Origin of the sequence: Erwinia sp. (assembly GCF_031978025.1) — a bacterium.
Classification (GTDB): domain Bacteria; phylum Pseudomonadota; class Gammaproteobacteria; order Enterobacterales; family Enterobacteriaceae; genus Erwinia.
The window spans coordinates 1-14,729 of sequence record NZ_DALZCD010000090.1 but is presented as its reverse complement, the minus strand read 5'-3'; the positions used below and the strand labels follow the sequence as shown (position 1 = coordinate 14,729).

The 14,729-nt window shown below is 48.6% G+C and carries 14 protein-coding genes, 1 tRNA gene and 1 pseudogene; 1 reads left to right on the top strand and 15 read right to left on the bottom strand.

All coding sequences use genetic code 11. The annotated features are described in order from the left end of the window. Window positions 1–1,298, bottom strand: a 1,298-nt coding sequence (gene speC, locus RTK32_RS09365) for an ornithine decarboxylase (protein ID WP_312043311.1), incomplete at its 3' end; no start/stop codon positions are given. Window positions 1,299–2,052: 754 nt separating this feature from the next. Here speC and RTK32_RS09360 point away from each other — a divergent pair. Next, window positions 2,053–2,128: transfer RNA gene (locus RTK32_RS09360), tRNA-Phe, on the top strand. A gap of 177 nt (window positions 2,129–2,305) precedes the next feature. On the opposite strand, the pseudogene RTK32_RS09355 reads toward RTK32_RS09360, so the two are convergent. The 14 genes and pseudogenes from RTK32_RS09355 to RTK32_RS09290 form a co-directional block, all read right to left on the bottom strand. Further along, a pseudogene (locus RTK32_RS09355) lies at window positions 2,306–2,539 on the bottom strand (site-specific integrase); the annotation flags it as partial. A 21-nt stretch (window positions 2,540–2,560) separates the two neighbouring features. Next, the gene (locus RTK32_RS09350; RefSeq protein WP_312043309.1) at window positions 2,561–3,445 is read right to left on the bottom strand and encodes a hypothetical protein; all 885 of its coding nucleotides are present in this window, start codon (window positions 3,443–3,445) and stop codon (window positions 2,561–2,563) included. Between the two features lie 64 nt (window positions 3,446–3,509). Beyond that, entirely contained in the window at window positions 3,510–3,758 is a 249-nt protein-coding gene (locus RTK32_RS09345) for an acyl carrier protein (RefSeq protein ID WP_312043307.1), read from the bottom strand. After that, window positions 3,751–5,682 carry a hypothetical protein gene (locus RTK32_RS09340; protein WP_312043305.1) on the bottom strand — a complete coding sequence of 644 codons (1,932 nt, stop codon included), beginning with the start codon at window positions 5,680–5,682 and terminating at the stop codon, window positions 3,751–3,753. The genes RTK32_RS09345 and RTK32_RS09340 overlap by 8 nt, the downstream gene beginning before the upstream one ends. A 17-nt stretch (window positions 5,683–5,699) precedes the next feature. Next, entirely contained in the window at window positions 5,700–6,167 is a 468-nt protein-coding gene (locus tag RTK32_RS09335) for a hypothetical protein (protein ID WP_312043303.1), read from the bottom strand. A gap of 20 nt (window positions 6,168–6,187) precedes the next feature. Then, the gene (locus RTK32_RS09330; protein ID WP_312043302.1) at window positions 6,188–7,312 is read right to left on the bottom strand and encodes an IpaD/SipD/SspD family type III secretion system needle tip protein; all 1,125 of its coding nucleotides are present in this window, start codon (window positions 7,310–7,312) and stop codon (window positions 6,188–6,190) included. Between the two features lie 63 nt (window positions 7,313–7,375). Next, window positions 7,376–8,620, bottom strand: coding sequence for a type III secretion system protein (locus RTK32_RS09325; RefSeq protein ID WP_312043300.1), 1,245 nt, complete (start codon window positions 8,618–8,620; stop codon window positions 7,376–7,378). Between the two features lie 49 nt (window positions 8,621–8,669). Continuing rightward, the gene (gene sctE, locus RTK32_RS09320) at window positions 8,670–10,721 is read right to left on the bottom strand and encodes a type III secretion system translocon subunit SctE (protein ID WP_312043298.1); all 2,052 of its coding nucleotides are present in this window, start codon (window positions 10,719–10,721) and stop codon (window positions 8,670–8,672) included. A 2-nt stretch (window positions 10,722–10,723) separates the two neighbouring features. Beyond that, complete coding sequence (gene sicA, locus RTK32_RS09315; RefSeq protein ID WP_312043296.1) at window positions 10,724–11,275, bottom strand: type III secretion system translocator chaperone SicA; 552 nt, start codon at window positions 11,273–11,275, stop codon at window positions 10,724–10,726. A 132-nt stretch (window positions 11,276–11,407) separates the two neighbouring features. Continuing rightward, complete coding sequence (locus RTK32_RS09310; RefSeq protein ID WP_312043294.1) at window positions 11,408–12,520, bottom strand: EscU/YscU/HrcU family type III secretion system export apparatus switch protein; 1,113 nt, start codon at window positions 12,518–12,520, stop codon at window positions 11,408–11,410. Between the two features lie 12 nt (window positions 12,521–12,532). Next, window positions 12,533–13,297, bottom strand: coding sequence for a type III secretion system export apparatus subunit SctT (gene sctT / locus RTK32_RS09305; RefSeq protein ID WP_312043292.1), 765 nt, complete (start codon window positions 13,295–13,297; stop codon window positions 12,533–12,535). A 12-nt stretch (window positions 13,298–13,309) separates the two neighbouring features. After that, a complete protein-coding gene (gene sctS, locus RTK32_RS09300; RefSeq protein WP_006820278.1) occupies window positions 13,310–13,564 on the bottom strand; it encodes a type III secretion system export apparatus subunit SctS in 255 nt (84 codons plus the stop codon). After that, window positions 13,561–14,232, bottom strand: coding sequence for an EscR/YscR/HrcR family type III secretion system export apparatus protein (locus tag RTK32_RS09295; RefSeq protein WP_312043290.1), 672 nt, complete (start codon window positions 14,230–14,232; stop codon window positions 13,561–13,563). The genes sctS and RTK32_RS09295 overlap by 4 nt, the downstream gene beginning before the upstream one ends. Continuing rightward, window positions 14,219–14,729 (bottom strand): FliM/FliN family flagellar motor switch protein (locus RTK32_RS09290; protein ID WP_312043288.1); only part of this gene is annotated, 511 nt, incomplete at its 5' end. The genes RTK32_RS09295 and RTK32_RS09290, both read right to left, overlap by 14 nt.

Genomic DNA, 14,729 nt, shown 5'->3' with positions numbered 1-14,729 from the left:
CACTTCGCCAGAATAGCCTTGCGTGCTTCAATACCCAGCATGACGCATTCCTGCCACAGGCGGCGGCCCGCTTCGCCCTGATGCATTTTGGCGTTAACGTCGAGCGCGGCAAAAAGGGGGTAAAAGGGACTGGTCGAGGCATGCAGCATAAAGGCGTTATTAAGCCGCTTATGGCTGCAAAAACGCTGTTGCCCGCGAATGTGGTTATCTTTTTTATGAATTTGGGAAGTTTGTGAGAAGCCAGCCTGCTGTTTATGGACCGACTGGGTGACAAAAATACCCGGATCCTCTGCGGTAAGCTCCAGCAACAGCGGCGAACAGGCTTCCATTACCGGAATGAACTGCTCGTAGCCTACCCATGCGGAATCGAACAGGATGTAGTCACACAGATGACCAATGCTGTCGATGACCTTGCGCGCGTTATACACCGTGCCGTCATAAGTGCCCAGCTGGATGATGGCCAGTCGGAAAGGACGTGGCTGACTGGCGCGATCCGGCGCCACCTCAGCAATTTGTTCTCGCAGCCAGCTTTCTTCAAAGCAGTGTGCATCAATGCCGCCGATAAAGCCGAACGGGTTACGTGCGGTTTCCAGATACACCGGCGTTGCGCCAGCCTGGATTAATGCGCCGTGATGGTTGGATTTGTGATTGTTGCGGTCAAATAACACCAGATCGCCACGGGTCAGCAGCGCGTTGGTGACGACCTTATTGGCGCTGGAGGTGCCGTTCAGCACAAAATAGGTTTTATCCGCGTTAAACACTTTCGCCGCAAATTTTTGCGCGTCTTTGGCCGAGCCTTCATGGATCAGCAGATCGCCCAGCTTAACGTCAGCGTTGCACATATCGGCGCGAAAAATGTTCTCACCAAAAAAATCATAAAACTGACGTCCCGCCGGATGCTTTTTAAAAAATGCGCCGCCCTGATGCCCGGGGCAGGCAAAAGTACTGTTATCCATGGCCACATATTTGGTTAGCGTATTAAAAAACGGCGGCAGCAGTCTGGCCTGATAGTCGGAAGCGGCGGCCTCCAGCCTGATGGCATCGTCCTCCTCTCCCGTCAGCACGCCGGTCACGTCAGGCAGATCTTCAGCCTGAGCCAGATCGTCGAGCGAAATAAAAACGGGCAGGTTAAAGCCGGTATGACGCAGCAGCGCCAGCATCCCGCTACGCGAATCGGCTACGGAGAGCACAATCGCGGCCACATCGGTGAAATCAGTCTTCTCCAGCGTCACGACTTCGCGACCGGTCTGAAGATGGATAGCCACGGTGGTGCTGGCTGCAATTTTAAGTGGTGTCATTACGCAAATCCCTGGGCAAGGATAAGAGTGCCGAAGGCACAGCAACGGGGAAAGGCTCGCCTTTGCCCCATGAAAGCGTCAGCAGGGTCAGCTTCGACCGACAGACATCAGTAAAATCAGCGCACGGCTGGTTTTACTCATGGCTGGCTTATAAAGCAGACAGACCCTTACCGCACGGTAAGCGAGGAAGTTAACGGAAGAAAAAGGGACCGGACGCGCGGCATCGGATGACAGCAACAGCGTTGCAGAGCTTGCATAAGGGCAGCCTCACAGAACGAAAAGCAGGGCAATAATCGCATCTTTTATTTTAATCTTCAAGGTGGAACAGAATGCCCCGCGCAGGAGAAGCCAGGATAAAATTCATTAAAATACAAAAATTTACGCTATTTTACCGGTCGTATGGACTTCCCAATCTTGTTTTTCTATGCAACGTGCGCGAAATATTATTCATATCGCTCTGGCTTTTTCTCAAGCTGAATATGTCATCGTCGCTTTTTGCCGCGCCCTTCCCTCTGCCTCAGGCGGGCATCTCTGCCGAACACGATACCCTGGCGTGCGGTAAAAATAAGCTAAAGCAGCAGCCCTCCTGCAGGCTGGCTGCGGGCGCCCATAAAGCCTGCTGTGCCGTGGCAGACAGCCCTGGAGATAAAGCGGCGTAAAACCCGCCAGATTGATGGAAAAGAGTGCAAACAGTTCGGTTTTCTGCATAAAGCCATTGACGGTTTTCCACGACTCCTGTTTAATGCGCCTCGTTGCCCGGATAGCTCAGTCGGTAGAGCAGGGGATTGAAAATCCCCGTGTCCTTGGTTCGATTCCGAGTCCGGGCACCACTTATTCTGCATCAAAGCACGCTGGTTAGAGGTAACCCTTTAACGGGCGAAACAAAGGAACTGGTAAGTCGATATCGCAGTGTTTTGCGAATTTGCATACCCGATGTTGATAGCTACGTTCCTCTCAAAAAGGACACCTGTTCGAGCAGGTGTCCTTTTTTCGATCGCTGACGACTCTCACTGTGGTTTAAAAGTATGTTTGGCCTGTTCCATGTTGGCTGGGATCTCGTCCATATACCGTGACAATTCATCCTCTAAAGCCTGCCCTGTTACCTCCAAATCTAATTCGACGTCTGCCATGGTGGTGCCGGCACTTCAATGCCGCAGTAATCCTTCCACCATGGCCAGGTTACGATCCGGTGATTTCAATATTTCTGTTGCCAGAGTATGACGGAAGCGATGTGGGCTGACGTATGCTGACAAAGCGGGGAGCTAGTTGGAGCACATAAAGACCGGTTTCGGCGGCACGCCCGGAGGGCAATGCTCCAACAGAGCCGTAAATGCTGTCAATGCCTCATCTTTTTCTTTATTACGCATCACTATCCCTTCTGGGGTTGTGGCAACCATTAGATTTTCATCCAAATCAAAAGCTTGTGCGATACCCATAATTGCAACAACCCCAGGGTCATGTTGACGGCTCTCCATATTGATGTTTGCTAAAGATATTTCTTTATATGAACGCATGACAGAAAGTAGCGAAATAAATTTATCTTTATTCTCTCGTGCGTTAGCATCAGATGAATTGAATTTATTTTCAAAAATTTTATTTACTTCTGCTTTATTATCTTTATTGGCCACCAGCGCTCTGCGCTCTTCTGGAGAAAATTTATTTTCCGCCAGCGTTTGCCCCATCCATTTTTTAACCAAAAAACTTGCTTCAACATTATTAATTTCATTACTTTTTACCGCATCAAGAAATGCAGCCTGGTCGGTCAAACGTTGATTAAATTCGCTAATTTTGATCGTTGGACTCTGTCGAAACATACCATTTATAGAACCAGGGTTAGCTTCCATTTTCCGTATTAACTCCTGACAGAATATCCTCGTATCGGCTCCCGAGACAGGATTAAGCGTATCCACAAGCGGCGTTGACACAGGAGCTTCAGCAGCCGCGGGGCTCATCCTCTCACTAAGGCGACGGAAATCTGCACCAACCGCGTTTTTAAACGTTACCAGCGAGTTGTATACTTTTGTCACACAACAAAGAAATCCCTGCTGAAAGCTATTTATGGCATTCCCTACAGCCGTGGCACCCTTGGCGCTCGCGCTAGCCATCGCCTGGTACAGTTCAGCAGGCGGAATCGGCATTGTAATCATTACATAGTTTCCTTATTGATTGACTTTCGCCTTCTCCTTGTTCAGCGACATTGAACGAATTGCGTTATGCACTTTCCTGCACGCGCTGGATAATATCCGCAACGGTCAGGCTGCTACTGATAGCGGACTCCGGTATCGTTACGCCTATCTCTTCAAGCCGCATAAGGAGGTCTATAAGCTCAACGGAGTCCATTGCCAGGTCGGTAATTAAACTGTCCTCCAGTTTAATATCTCCTGGCAGAACGCCGTTTACCTGATAAATGAGATTAGCTACCAGCGAAACTACCGTTTTATCAATCAACGATTCATTCATTGCCAGTAACATCTTGCTCGCGTCGGCGCATGAACTCAGCTAACTTTTCCTGAAAAGGAAGTTTTTCTTCGTCCTGTTCAATTTTCTTATTTTCCAGAGCATCGAATTCAGATTGATCTCGTGGCCTTAACCTCGAAAGCACCGTATCCAGTTCGGCTGAGTCAAATTGGGAACCCGCAGGAACGAAACTCACCGGCTTCGGCTCCCTGTTCCATGAATTCACAGTGCGTACCGTTGTGTAAACATGATCGTTGCCAGACCTATTCCTCGGCATATCTACGGCCGCAGCACTAATTCGCGTTGGCTGGAAACCATCAGCTGCAGAATTATGTTCCACGGTTGATTTTACATTTTCCTCTTCAGGAGCCCTGGCACCGTTTTTTTCCAGGTGAGCGAAGGCTGAAGGAGGCCTTTGCTTCAAAGCTTCAAACTTATCCGCCAGCGTCACAACTTTTCCGCTTACCCGCTCAGGTTTAGTCTCTGGCCCAGGGGGGATAAAATGCGTCGGCGTTGAAGATCTCTGATTATACGGATCGATGTTGCGCGAGGTGGTGAGAATATAATTACCGTTTGATAAAGAAATGCGGTCAGATGGCTCCTTTTTCTCGCGCGGCCCGGAGCCATCGACGACGTCCGCTTCCAAAATTGGCCCATCCTGCCTTTCGGATGCCTTGTCGTCGAACGCCATCTGCCGACTGTTTTGTTCAACCAGCCGTCGCTGAACTTTGGGCTCCTGGACAAGGCTCGTATCGTTAATATTTTCCGTGTTAGTCGCACCCTCAGTTTGAGTAGCGATGCTCTTTAATTCAGGCTTTGGTGTCTGGGTTTCAATTTTCCACCGGGCAACGTTTTGCTGCGGAGTGTCGACAGGCTGCTCTTGCTTGTAGCCCTGTACGCCAGCCAGATTTCCAAGGAAGTTGCTCCCCCCTCCAATGCCAGCTTTAAACAGGTCTTTAAGTAGACCCACCTTTTCAATATTAGGAAGCTCCGAATCGAGAATGTGCTTAACAATCGTAGAGGTAGAGTCCGCAGGTGCAGTATTCGCCGCACCCACTGAATGGGTAATATCACCAACACTCCCCCCTTTGCTGGTGATATTCAGGGTAATACCGCCCTGCCCTGGCCCGCCTGGAATAAATACTCGTTGATTATCTGCACCGCCGTCGGGGTTAGGATTCAGCGTCTCCGGGCCTTGTGGTGCAGGGGTTACCGGGCCTTGTGGTGCAGGGGTCACCGGTTCCGCATCATAAAATGTCAGTGTTTTCGAAATAGCGGCACAGTCATTGACGAAAAAGTTCATCTTCTGGGCCATCGTTTCCCATGGCTGATCGGGCTGTGTCAGGCCGTCCACGTCGTGCTTCAGCGTAGATTTGCAAACATCCAGACATTCCTTGAAGATGGTCTTGTCGTGAGTATCCACTGACTTCGCCTGGTGATGATCTTCCCAGGCGTCCATACAGTGTTCAATATACTTGTTGATCACCTTCTCAAAACCGCCCGCACTGTATTTTGAAACCAGGCCTGAGAGTTTTTTTGCTACCTTCTGCTCTTTATTTTCATTGCCGTTAGCTTCAGCAAGTTTCTTACAAATTTTATCAAGCCTGGCCAGATCTTCTGGATTACCGCTATCCTGCACATCCTTGTAGATAACACCGATAAGCGTCCTGATCTTATTTCCTTCAGGGCTTAATTCTTTTTGAAGGAAATCGGCTGGGAGATTTTTGTGCGCCTCATGCAAAACAAGCTCTTTTGCATTAACTGTCTGATGCGGATGTTGTCTAAATAGGGCTATCGGATCGTTTCTCCCCCCTGCAACCAGGTTGATAAAAGCGGGCCTCTCGGTCGCGCATGCAGAGCTATCCATGCCTCTGGCATAGATAGATTGAATCTCCTGTCTGGATTCACTATTAATAGGTCCTGGCATAATAACTCCTCAACTGTCTATATTTTTACTTTGATGCAGGGAATAAAGCATTGGGCCAGGAAATTTAACAGCCGCTGAAAGGCCGTTTTTTTTGGCTTATCGCTCGTTTCTCGATAGCGACTGTGTATTTCAGGCTGCTCAATTAAAGCTTGATCGGCACGGTCATTAATGTGCGAAGAAGCGCCTTTTAGGGTATCTGCTCGCATATGGAAATAATAACGTTGTGCAGCGGAAACCGCTTCACCGGGCAATGAATGACGTTCTTCTAATGCAGAAGCATAGCCAAAATGGTCTTTAAAGCTCCCCTGCGAGCTGTTAGACTCCTCACTGTTCATACGTCTTAAAAAAGTGTCTGGTTCCGCAAATCTCATCTGAAAACCCGAAACGCGGCAGGAGAATGCACCATAGGTTTCATTTATTCCCTGAGTCAGATAAATATCTTGTCTTAAACTTTCTTGCGATGCGTACCTGTAGATGCTGTCCATATAACCCACTCAACAAATTTTTAACGTAAGGCTTTAAGAACGTCTTTTGCACATTCCGCAAGGGACGCGATCGCACCACTCAATACTTTATTTAAATTATCGAAAGTGCTGTTTGCCTGGCTATAACGTTGGGCAAAAGCCTGCATATTACTTTGCATGGCGCTGCTGCCTGCATTAAAGGAGGCAAGCCACGCCTGGTAGGTGGCCGTAGAAACGTAGCCCTGTAAAGGATGGTTCATAAACACAATACCTGATGGATATTTAGGTGTGACGCTGTACTGATCGAGGTTGAATGCGATTTGACCGCCATCGTATACCTTAAAGGCAGGCGCAAGCGTGGTTTCCATACTGTTACGCTCTGCCGGCGTCATTTTATCCCAGTTTTTCACACTGCCCAGATTGATACTGTTAGCTTTATTCTCGAAGTCGAGATACCCTTTTTGCATACCGGGTCCATTGAAATTAACAGTATTACCGTCTTTACCTGCGGCAACGGCTTCGGATGCCGCCCCCTGCACGTACGTATTATACGCCTGGTACATTTCCGTATACTTCTTCATCAAATCGGCATAGAAATCTACGTAATCGTTTTTGATATCTTTAATATCGCGGGCCATACTGTCCCACATCTCGGCATAGCTGTTGTAGGTGGAAATGTCGTCATCACCGCTCTTCGGCTCTTGTGCTGGTTCCTGCGCCGCTCTTTGTTTCTCAGCCGAAAACTGGCTTAACGAATAGTTCGCCTTAGTACGATTTGTTACGACCTCGCGTTGGATATCCGATAACGCCTGAGCGCTCCTCTTTACACGCTGTTCCTGACTGGCAACCATCTCAGCAACATCATCCGACGGTTGCGCGCCGTCATTGCCCGTTTTAAGACGCTCTAATGTGGCAAGCAGTTTGCTGTTATTAAAATCTTCGCCGCTGGTATCCAAACCATACTGACCCAGTAGTGTCCTAATTTCATCAAACTTATCTGCCTTATTAGGGGTATCCAACCGGGCAATAAGCTCTTTTATTAGTTTCGTATTCAGTTCCGAAGTTGAACCTGCATGGGTTTCAGCCATCGGCGCAGCCTGGGTAGCGTTGGTATCAGAGGGGTAATAACTAACGGTGTTGGGTACAGCATTATTTACGTTAAGCATGCCGATATTCCTTTTGAGCAACGTATACCGGGTGTCCCTGCATACGTTGCTTATTCTTCAGATTTAGCGTGTACGTTCCGCGATGGAAGATACCGCACTGTTATTAGCGTTGAGTATGGTGTCGGTCATAATTCTGATGGCCGCATTGGTCTCTGCGGCCTTCCTGGCCGTTTGACTTTGGGTATTGGCCAGTTCGTTGTTAACATCGCGGTCGGCGCGGGCCAGCTCTGCCTCTTTTTGCTTCTCAGCGGCTGATACGCCAAATGCCCCTTCAATAGCCCCCTGCCCGGAACGAATGCCCTGGTTGGCGTACTCGGCGGTAGCACGGCTCTTCTGCGTCGCGAGCTGTACCGAATTGTGGGCATCGCGCTTAAGCGCGCTGGCGTACGTATCAGCAGCCTGTGGATGTGTCATAGTGGCCTCAACATCGCCGGACAGCTTTTTGTTCTGATGGACCATCGTGTCTTTACCACTCTTAATCGCGGTCTGATGCTCGCGAACGCCAAGCTCAAGGTTACGGGCCGGTTTCAGATTTTTGGTGATGGACGTGCCTTCTTTATTTAGCGCCTTCACCTGGGTCGCGGTCGTTGCTCCCTGGCCTGCAATACCCAGCACGCCGGAGGTGATTGCCCCGTTGAGATTCTGTCGGGCAGCGTCAATAGTTTTATTACCTGCGCGAGCCGCCGCATCTACGCTGCGGTTTGTTGCCGCCGCCGCCGCTTTGTTGGCATCTCGTTCAGCATTTAACATTACGGTGGTGATGGTATTGCTCACCTCGAGCTGGCTCATGGAACCCACAACGTTGATGAACCGTGAGCCTGCGGCATCTGTGGCAGTGATATCAGTGCCGCCTTCAACAGCGGGCTGCGAACGACCCTGACCGGCGGAAGACGAAGCATTGCTCACGGATGACTGACTGTCACTTTTCCCCATATCTGCCGATTTATTATTTGGCTGCGTAATATTGAGCTGTGACGTTAATACACCAGGCACGGAGGCTGCCAGGCGCTCTGCTTTATTTGCATCCCCTTCCCCTGCGACGGATAATTTCACAGATTTAGCCGGGGTGTCAGTTTCTATATCTCCCCCTTTGCGTTTCTGTGCCGCAGATGATGTCTGAGTCGTATCGGTACGCAAACTTTGCTTTTCCATCATCAACGACAGCATGCCCTCTTTTTTTGCGAGATGGGACATGTCCTGGACATTTCTTTTTTCTTCCTGAATAACATCAATTTTTGTTTCGGTCTGAACGTCCTGCACGCGTGAATAGCGTTCTGATGCACCAGCACCAATAATTGGATAGGACATAATTGATAAAGCTCCTTTATATTATTGCGGGTAAAAATAGTCCCGCCGTTTATCCGGCAACTGCACTCATCTGTTTAGTAATATATTTACCGGCCTGCGCCTGGTTTTCCGCAATCATTGAGATATTGCGCACAATCTCACTGACCGATTCCATTCGATGGGTAAAGCTATCGACGACACGATTCATCATTTCGTTAAGCAAATCCTGAAGCGCTGCGTCCTGCATCATTTGAGCTCTGATCTTCGACGCTTCCAGCAGCATATTGGCCGAAACAATCCCGATAGCCGCCTGGCTTGAGGTATTGACAATGCTCAGACCCAACACAGCCTTCTGGCTGTAATTAGAAACCTTGGCCATTTGCAGCTCACTTGCCCCCAATGAACGACCAAAACCTTGGCTTAGCCGCTTAATAATCTGGCCGATGGCACTGTCTATCAATTTTTGCATGGTAGATTTTGTGGCATTTTCAGCCACTTTTTTCGTTACTTCTTCTGCAACTTCCTTCACCGTGGTGCGCACCACGTTTTTGGCGACGTCCTTAACGACCTCTTTTTCTACTTCAACAGCAACATTTTTGGCCACGGTCTTGCTGGTTTCTTTTGCCACGTTAACACCAAGCTTTTTCAGCACCACGCCAAAAACTTTGCTCAGCAAGTTACCCGCCATAACTACAGCAGCGACAACTATCACCGCCGCCGCGATCGCGCCGAGGATTTGTCCCACCATATCTGCCTTTTCTTTATCGACGCCGCAGGATTGAAGAATGTCTGAGAATACTTTGCCCATTATCTCCATCAGCGGTTTTACGATCGCATTCATCATCGGCTTCATCAGGTCGGCCATAAACGAGTGGCCGTTCACGGCCTGACTTATCTCATCACCAATCGCCAGCGCCAGCCCAATGGATGCAAATATCAAAGAAGCGCCACCGGTGAATGCCGCAGCGGCAAAGCTGATGGCCGTAATAACCCAGCCCAAAACCTTGCCAATACAGCCCATTGTCTTCTGCATTTCTTCAGCTTTACGCACCTGGTCGTCGTATTCCCTGGCCTTTTTCTCCGCGTCCTTGGCCGCGGCTTCCGACAATTTTTGCTTCAGCTCCGCCGACGCCTGAAGATCGTCACTGGAACTTTTGTTAATCAGCTGCCCCATCAGGGCCATCAGGAACGTCAGGGTTTTAGACTCTGCGTCAGCCTCCTTACGCCGCTGTTCAATGGTGCTTTGCTGCTGCGGGTTGAACGACTCAACTATCTTCTGTGACTTAGCCTGTGTCGCATCTAATGCCGATCGAGAGCTTTTCTCCGCAGCTATTGCAGGATTCAACGTCTTATTAGCAAAGTTGTTATAGGCAGTTGTGGCCTGGATGAGGTTAGCCTGCGCAGCGTTCACCGCCGTTTTAGCAGCATCAATCTTGACCTGCATTTCTTCAGAAACCGGGGCTTGTTTTGCGGCCTCGGCCTCAAGTGCCGCTAATTTTCTTTGCGCGAGATCAAGCGCAGACTGGGCCTTTCCGACACCCTGTGAAAGCGTATTCGCCTGCTGTTGCGCAGCTTTAAGCGCGTCAGCATCGCTGGCCCACTGCGTCCCCTGCTGCTCTAACTGGGCTGCCATCTCGGAATAGGCATTTACGGCGCCATCCATTGTGGCGTTGATGCCCTGCAGCTGGGCGAGCAGATTATTTCTCGACGTTTCATTCGTGAGCTGCATGACTTTCCCGAGCAATTCCGTCGCCCTGGCCGAAGCAGAAAGCTTCGCTTCGCTATCGCTTTTTGCCGTGGCGGGCTCGCGGCTCGCCGGAGACTTAAGCTGAGGAATGTCCTGGTTATCTAAGTTCGTCCTTGGGGTATTCGCGTTGACGGTATTGATAGTCGATTTCAACAGCTTGAGCAGCTGATCGGGCTGCAGGGTTTGCAGCGCACCCTTAACAGAATTCAGCTGCGGATGATCTTTTAACTCCGCATTGCCGAAGCGTTTTGCCTGTGCAGTCTGTTTTTTTAACTCAACATCGCCCGCTTCCATTCCCGCCTGATGTTGGTCTACCGGCTTTTGATTCGCTTGCTCCAGAATGACTGGCCGCGCCACCTGCCTGATTATCTCCATTATTATTCCTCATTAGGTTTCTCCTCTTCAGGAGTATCGGTCTCGCCATTATTTATTTTATTAAGCGCGGAAATGTAGGCTTTCGCCTTTTCACTTAATAACGTATCTTTACACCTGCTAATAACAATATCGAAGCATTTACGAGCCTGTACACTCTGTCGGAGCATCAGGTTACAGTGACCGGCATAAAACATTGGCCTGAAGTCTTCTTTAGATAAGGAATAAGCAAGTGCATAAAATTCGATGGCTTTGGCATAATTCTTTTTAAGCTGATAGACCGCCGCAAGACCCATTGCATATTCAGGGTTATAGAAATCATATATGCACAGAAAACGGAACAGAGACTCGGCATCGTCCAACTTTCCATGATGATAAAAATCGTACGCCAGCTTATAAAGATCCTGCATGGTGTCATTAGATACGGCATAGACATCCTTTAGCGTTGCCCTGTTTTGAATGGCATCCAGCAGGCTTTCAGCATAAGCATCGATTTGCTCATCACTTTTAAGTTCTTCTTCGTCGTTGAGTAAATCCAAGATATTTTTATTAGCCATTGCAGCCTCTTTCCTTGTTAGTTTTTAACATCCAGAAACAGCCAATTTACCCAAAGGCGAACAGTGAAGAAGATATAATCATCATACTGTTGCGCCCCGGGAGTTAATACAAAAAAACCGCACAGGTGTCCGCTACGATTGTCCCGTCGGCGGTTGCTGACTTTCCGGCAATGTCGATTCGGCCTCCTCGTCGGCCGCCGCCATTTGGGTCATGCCCGCGGCTTCGACCTGACGCAGCCAGATAAGAATGTCCATAACGTCAATCATCACGTCATCATTTAGCGAAATGAAGCTGTACTGGCTATAGGTGCGATACAGCCTGCGGGTAAGCGGAATGTTGCGTACTACCGGCACACCGATTTTTTCGGCATAGGCAATCGCCGCTTTGGCTTTCATGTTGGTGCAACGCAGAGCAATAAAGGGCAGCAATGCCACTTCCGGGTTAAAATAGATCGCCATCGCGATATGCGTTGGGTTCGCCATCACTACCTCGGAATTTCTGACCGCCGCCATTTCCTCCCCGGAAAGTATCTCCTGGTGCGCTCGCCGTCTGGCACTTTTAATCTGTGGATTGCCGTCGCTCTCTTTACGCTCCTGTTTGACCTCATGTTTATCCATTTTGAGATCTTTGAAATGGAGAAAATATTCAACAATAAAATCTGCAATCAGCACAAAAACTGACCAGCCGATAAACACCAGTACGGCCTTCAGCGTCAGTGAAACCCAACAAGCAATAAGCCCGGCTATATCGGTCCGGTAAAGCGTTAATGCCTGGCGAAGGTCGTTGTGAATCAGGCTGTAGCAGGTCGCCGCAAATACAATGAGATAGCAAACTGATTTCACCAGCTCTTTTACCGTGCGCATGCTGAAGATCTTTTTTACCCCTTCCACCGGGTTTAGCGCTTTGAAATTTAGTTTGATGGCTTCGGTTGCGATAGAAAACCCAGTCTGCAGCAAGGTTGCGGCCATACCTACCAGGGCACAGAGCGCAATAAATGGCAGGCTAAGCAGAAAGAAAATACGCATTAAGCCTATGAGAAAATCATTTATTCCAATCTGGGTGCTGTACAGCAGGGTCATGGAGTAAAAATGGGTGAAGTCACTGAAACTCATGCCATAGGCCAGGTAAAAGATCCCGGTCAGCAGTATCACCGTGGTAATAAGATCCTTACTTTTAAACGTCTGGCCTTTTTTGGACGAGTCCTTGCGCTTTTTACTGGTAGGTTGTTCTGTTTTTTCTGCCATAGAAATACTTCCTCAGGGAAGGAATTGCTGAAAACCTGAAAGCGAGAACATGTGCAGTGGTTTCTCAGATAGCGAGTTAAAGCCGTAGAAAAGGAAAACTGCGAAGGCAATAAAGCTCTTAATGGTTAGAGACAGTGAAAAAGGGTTGAGCTGTGGGCAATAACGCGCAAACACGCCGAGTAACATTTCGGCGATCATCATCACTAACATCACCGGCGCAGCAAGGAGAATGCTGTTTTGCATTAATACCACCAGCAGATGTCCGGCCTGTTCCCAGTGAACACCCTCTAAGGAACTCCCTCGTGGAAGAATTTGATAGCTTTGCACCATCACTTCCATAAGTAGCCGCATGCCTCCGCTGGCAAAAAAAATAGCACCGAAGGCGAAGTTTAGAAAACCCGATAATATCGAGCTTTGCACTCCGTTAACCGGGTCTATACTGTCACTGATTGTCGCGCCGCGTTGGTTATCAAGAATTTCACCGAGACCGGTGACTACCCAGAAAGGCATACACAACGTAAACGATAAAATTAATCCGATAATAGATTCTTTAATTATAATAATAAGCCAACCCTGCTCTGGATTTAATATCGTTTCAAAACAGGGCCAAAGACCGATGATCGTCAGAGAGATAATCGTGTTTTTAATAATCAGATTTGACAGAACCCGTTCGCCCAGTACTGGCAGCATATAAAAGACGATCGCCAACCGCGCGTAAACGATGACAAAAGTCAGCACGCTGTGCTGAAAATTAAGATAGAACGCCACAAACAGCATATATTTTCCGTCTTAACGAAAAGCCATATAAAAAGCCTGAGTGGCGAAATTCATCATTTCGGCTGAAAACCACTCCATCAGCATAAAAATGCTGGCAAATACTGCCAGCATTTTCAGCCCAAACGGCAACGTTTGTTCCTGAATTTGCATGATTGTCTGAAACAGGCCAACGATAATACCAACGATGGTAGCAAAGGCGATAGGTACCGCCGTTAGCTTCAGCACCACGAGTAGCGCGGAATTACCAATAAATAATACATTACTCATGATGTCATCAGATCGGCGTACTGGGCGATCAGTCCTTTGGTTAACAAACTCCAACCGTTCATTGACACGAACAGAATGAGCTTAATAGGAATCGAAATGGTCACCGGGCTCATCATCATCATCCCCAACGCCAGTAGGATGCTGGAAACCACCATATCGATGACCACAAACGGGACGTAAAGATAAAATGCAATTTTAAATGCGCTCTGTATTTCGCTTAGCGCATAGGCTGGCATCAGGGTCATGAGCGGCAGGCCCGTTAATTCATAGTCTTCCACTTCAGGTTCCGGCTCACCGGCTCTTTGCTGCTGTACTTTATTAAAAAAGCGGATTAAGTCATGTTCGGAATAATTCACCAGATAAGCCCGGTAACTTCCTAATCCCTGATCCATAAGTTGAGTTACCGAACTGCTGTCATTGAAGTCGATATGGTTTTCTTCTATATATCCGGAAATTTTCTGACACACCGGCATCATGACAAAAGCGCTTAAAATAAGCGCTACGCCATGTAAGGTTAAGGTCGAAGGGACCTGTTGGATCCCGAGGGCATTGCGCACCATCACCAGCACGATGGAGAACTTAATAAAGCAGGTCCCCCCGGCAATAATAAAAGGCAATAAGGTGAAAAACGACAATAGCGCAATTAAAGAAATATCATTGCTCAACATCAGGCTGTACTCTGTTAACTGGCAGAGAGGGGGTCACGTGATTAACCTCAACCGCCAGGGATCCGTTCTCCAGAGCCACCAACTCACCGCGGGCAAATAGCTTTTTGTTGAGGTAGATTTTAATATTTTGTTCCGCTCCTGGGGTCAGCGCCAATGACGTGCCCGGCGTTATTTCATCTAATTCCGCCAGTGTCACCGTCCGGCCATCCAGCACAAATTCAATATTGACGGGCAGACTGGTCCAGTCGTGCAAAACCTCATCTTCATAGTATGCCTGGTCATACTCTTCTAACTGTTCTTCCACACTAACCTCCTGATTAGGGTAATAACTCAGCTTAAAAAGTTGGCGATCGCCTACCGCCAGATGGATAAAGTTATGTTTTATTAGCAGTGAATCCCCGGCAGCTACGTTCGTTAACTGGGCAAGGGAGAGTTGGCTGTAGCCCAACACGTAGTTCAGTTGGAAAGGCACCTGACTGGCGGAGATGGCCGGTACA

Bases quoted from the DNA above. Each gene is read 5' to 3' on its own strand.
- RTK32_RS09350 (WP_312043309.1), bottom strand. From the start codon at position 3,445: ATGATTACAATGCCGATTCCGCCTGCTGAACTGTACCAGGCGATGGCT.
- RTK32_RS09345 (WP_312043307.1), bottom strand. From the start codon at position 3,758: ATGAATGAATCGTTGATTGATAAAACGGTAGTTTCGCTGGTAGCTAAT.
- RTK32_RS09340 (WP_312043305.1), bottom strand. From the start codon at position 5,682: ATGCCAGGACCTATTAATAGTGAATCCAGACAGGAGATTCAATCTATC.
- RTK32_RS09335 (WP_312043303.1), bottom strand. From the start codon at position 6,167: ATGGACAGCATCTACAGGTACGCATCGCAAGAAAGTTTAAGACAAGAT.
- RTK32_RS09330 (WP_312043302.1), bottom strand. From the start codon at position 7,312: ATGCTTAACGTAAATAATGCTGTACCCAACACCGTTAGTTATTACCCC.
- RTK32_RS09325 (WP_312043300.1), bottom strand. From the start codon at position 8,620: ATGTCCTATCCAATTATTGGTGCTGGTGCATCAGAACGCTATTCACGC.
- sctE (WP_312043298.1), bottom strand. From the start codon at position 10,721: ATGGAGATAATCAGGCAGGTGGCGCGGCCAGTCATTCTGGAGCAAGCG.
- sicA (WP_312043296.1), bottom strand. From the start codon at position 11,275: ATGGCTAATAAAAATATCTTGGATTTACTCAACGACGAAGAAGAACTT.
- RTK32_RS09310 (WP_312043294.1), bottom strand. From the start codon at position 12,520: ATGGCAGAAAAAACAGAACAACCTACCAGTAAAAAGCGCAAGGACTCG.
- sctT (WP_312043292.1), bottom strand. From the start codon at position 13,297: ATGCTGTTTGTGGCGTTCTATCTTAATTTTCAGCACAGCGTGCTGACT.
- sctS (WP_006820278.1), bottom strand. From the start codon at position 13,564: ATGAGTAATGTATTATTTATTGGTAATTCCGCGCTACTCGTGGTGCTG.
- RTK32_RS09295 (WP_312043290.1), bottom strand. From the start codon at position 14,232: ATGTTGAGCAATGATATTTCTTTAATTGCGCTATTGTCGTTTTTCACC.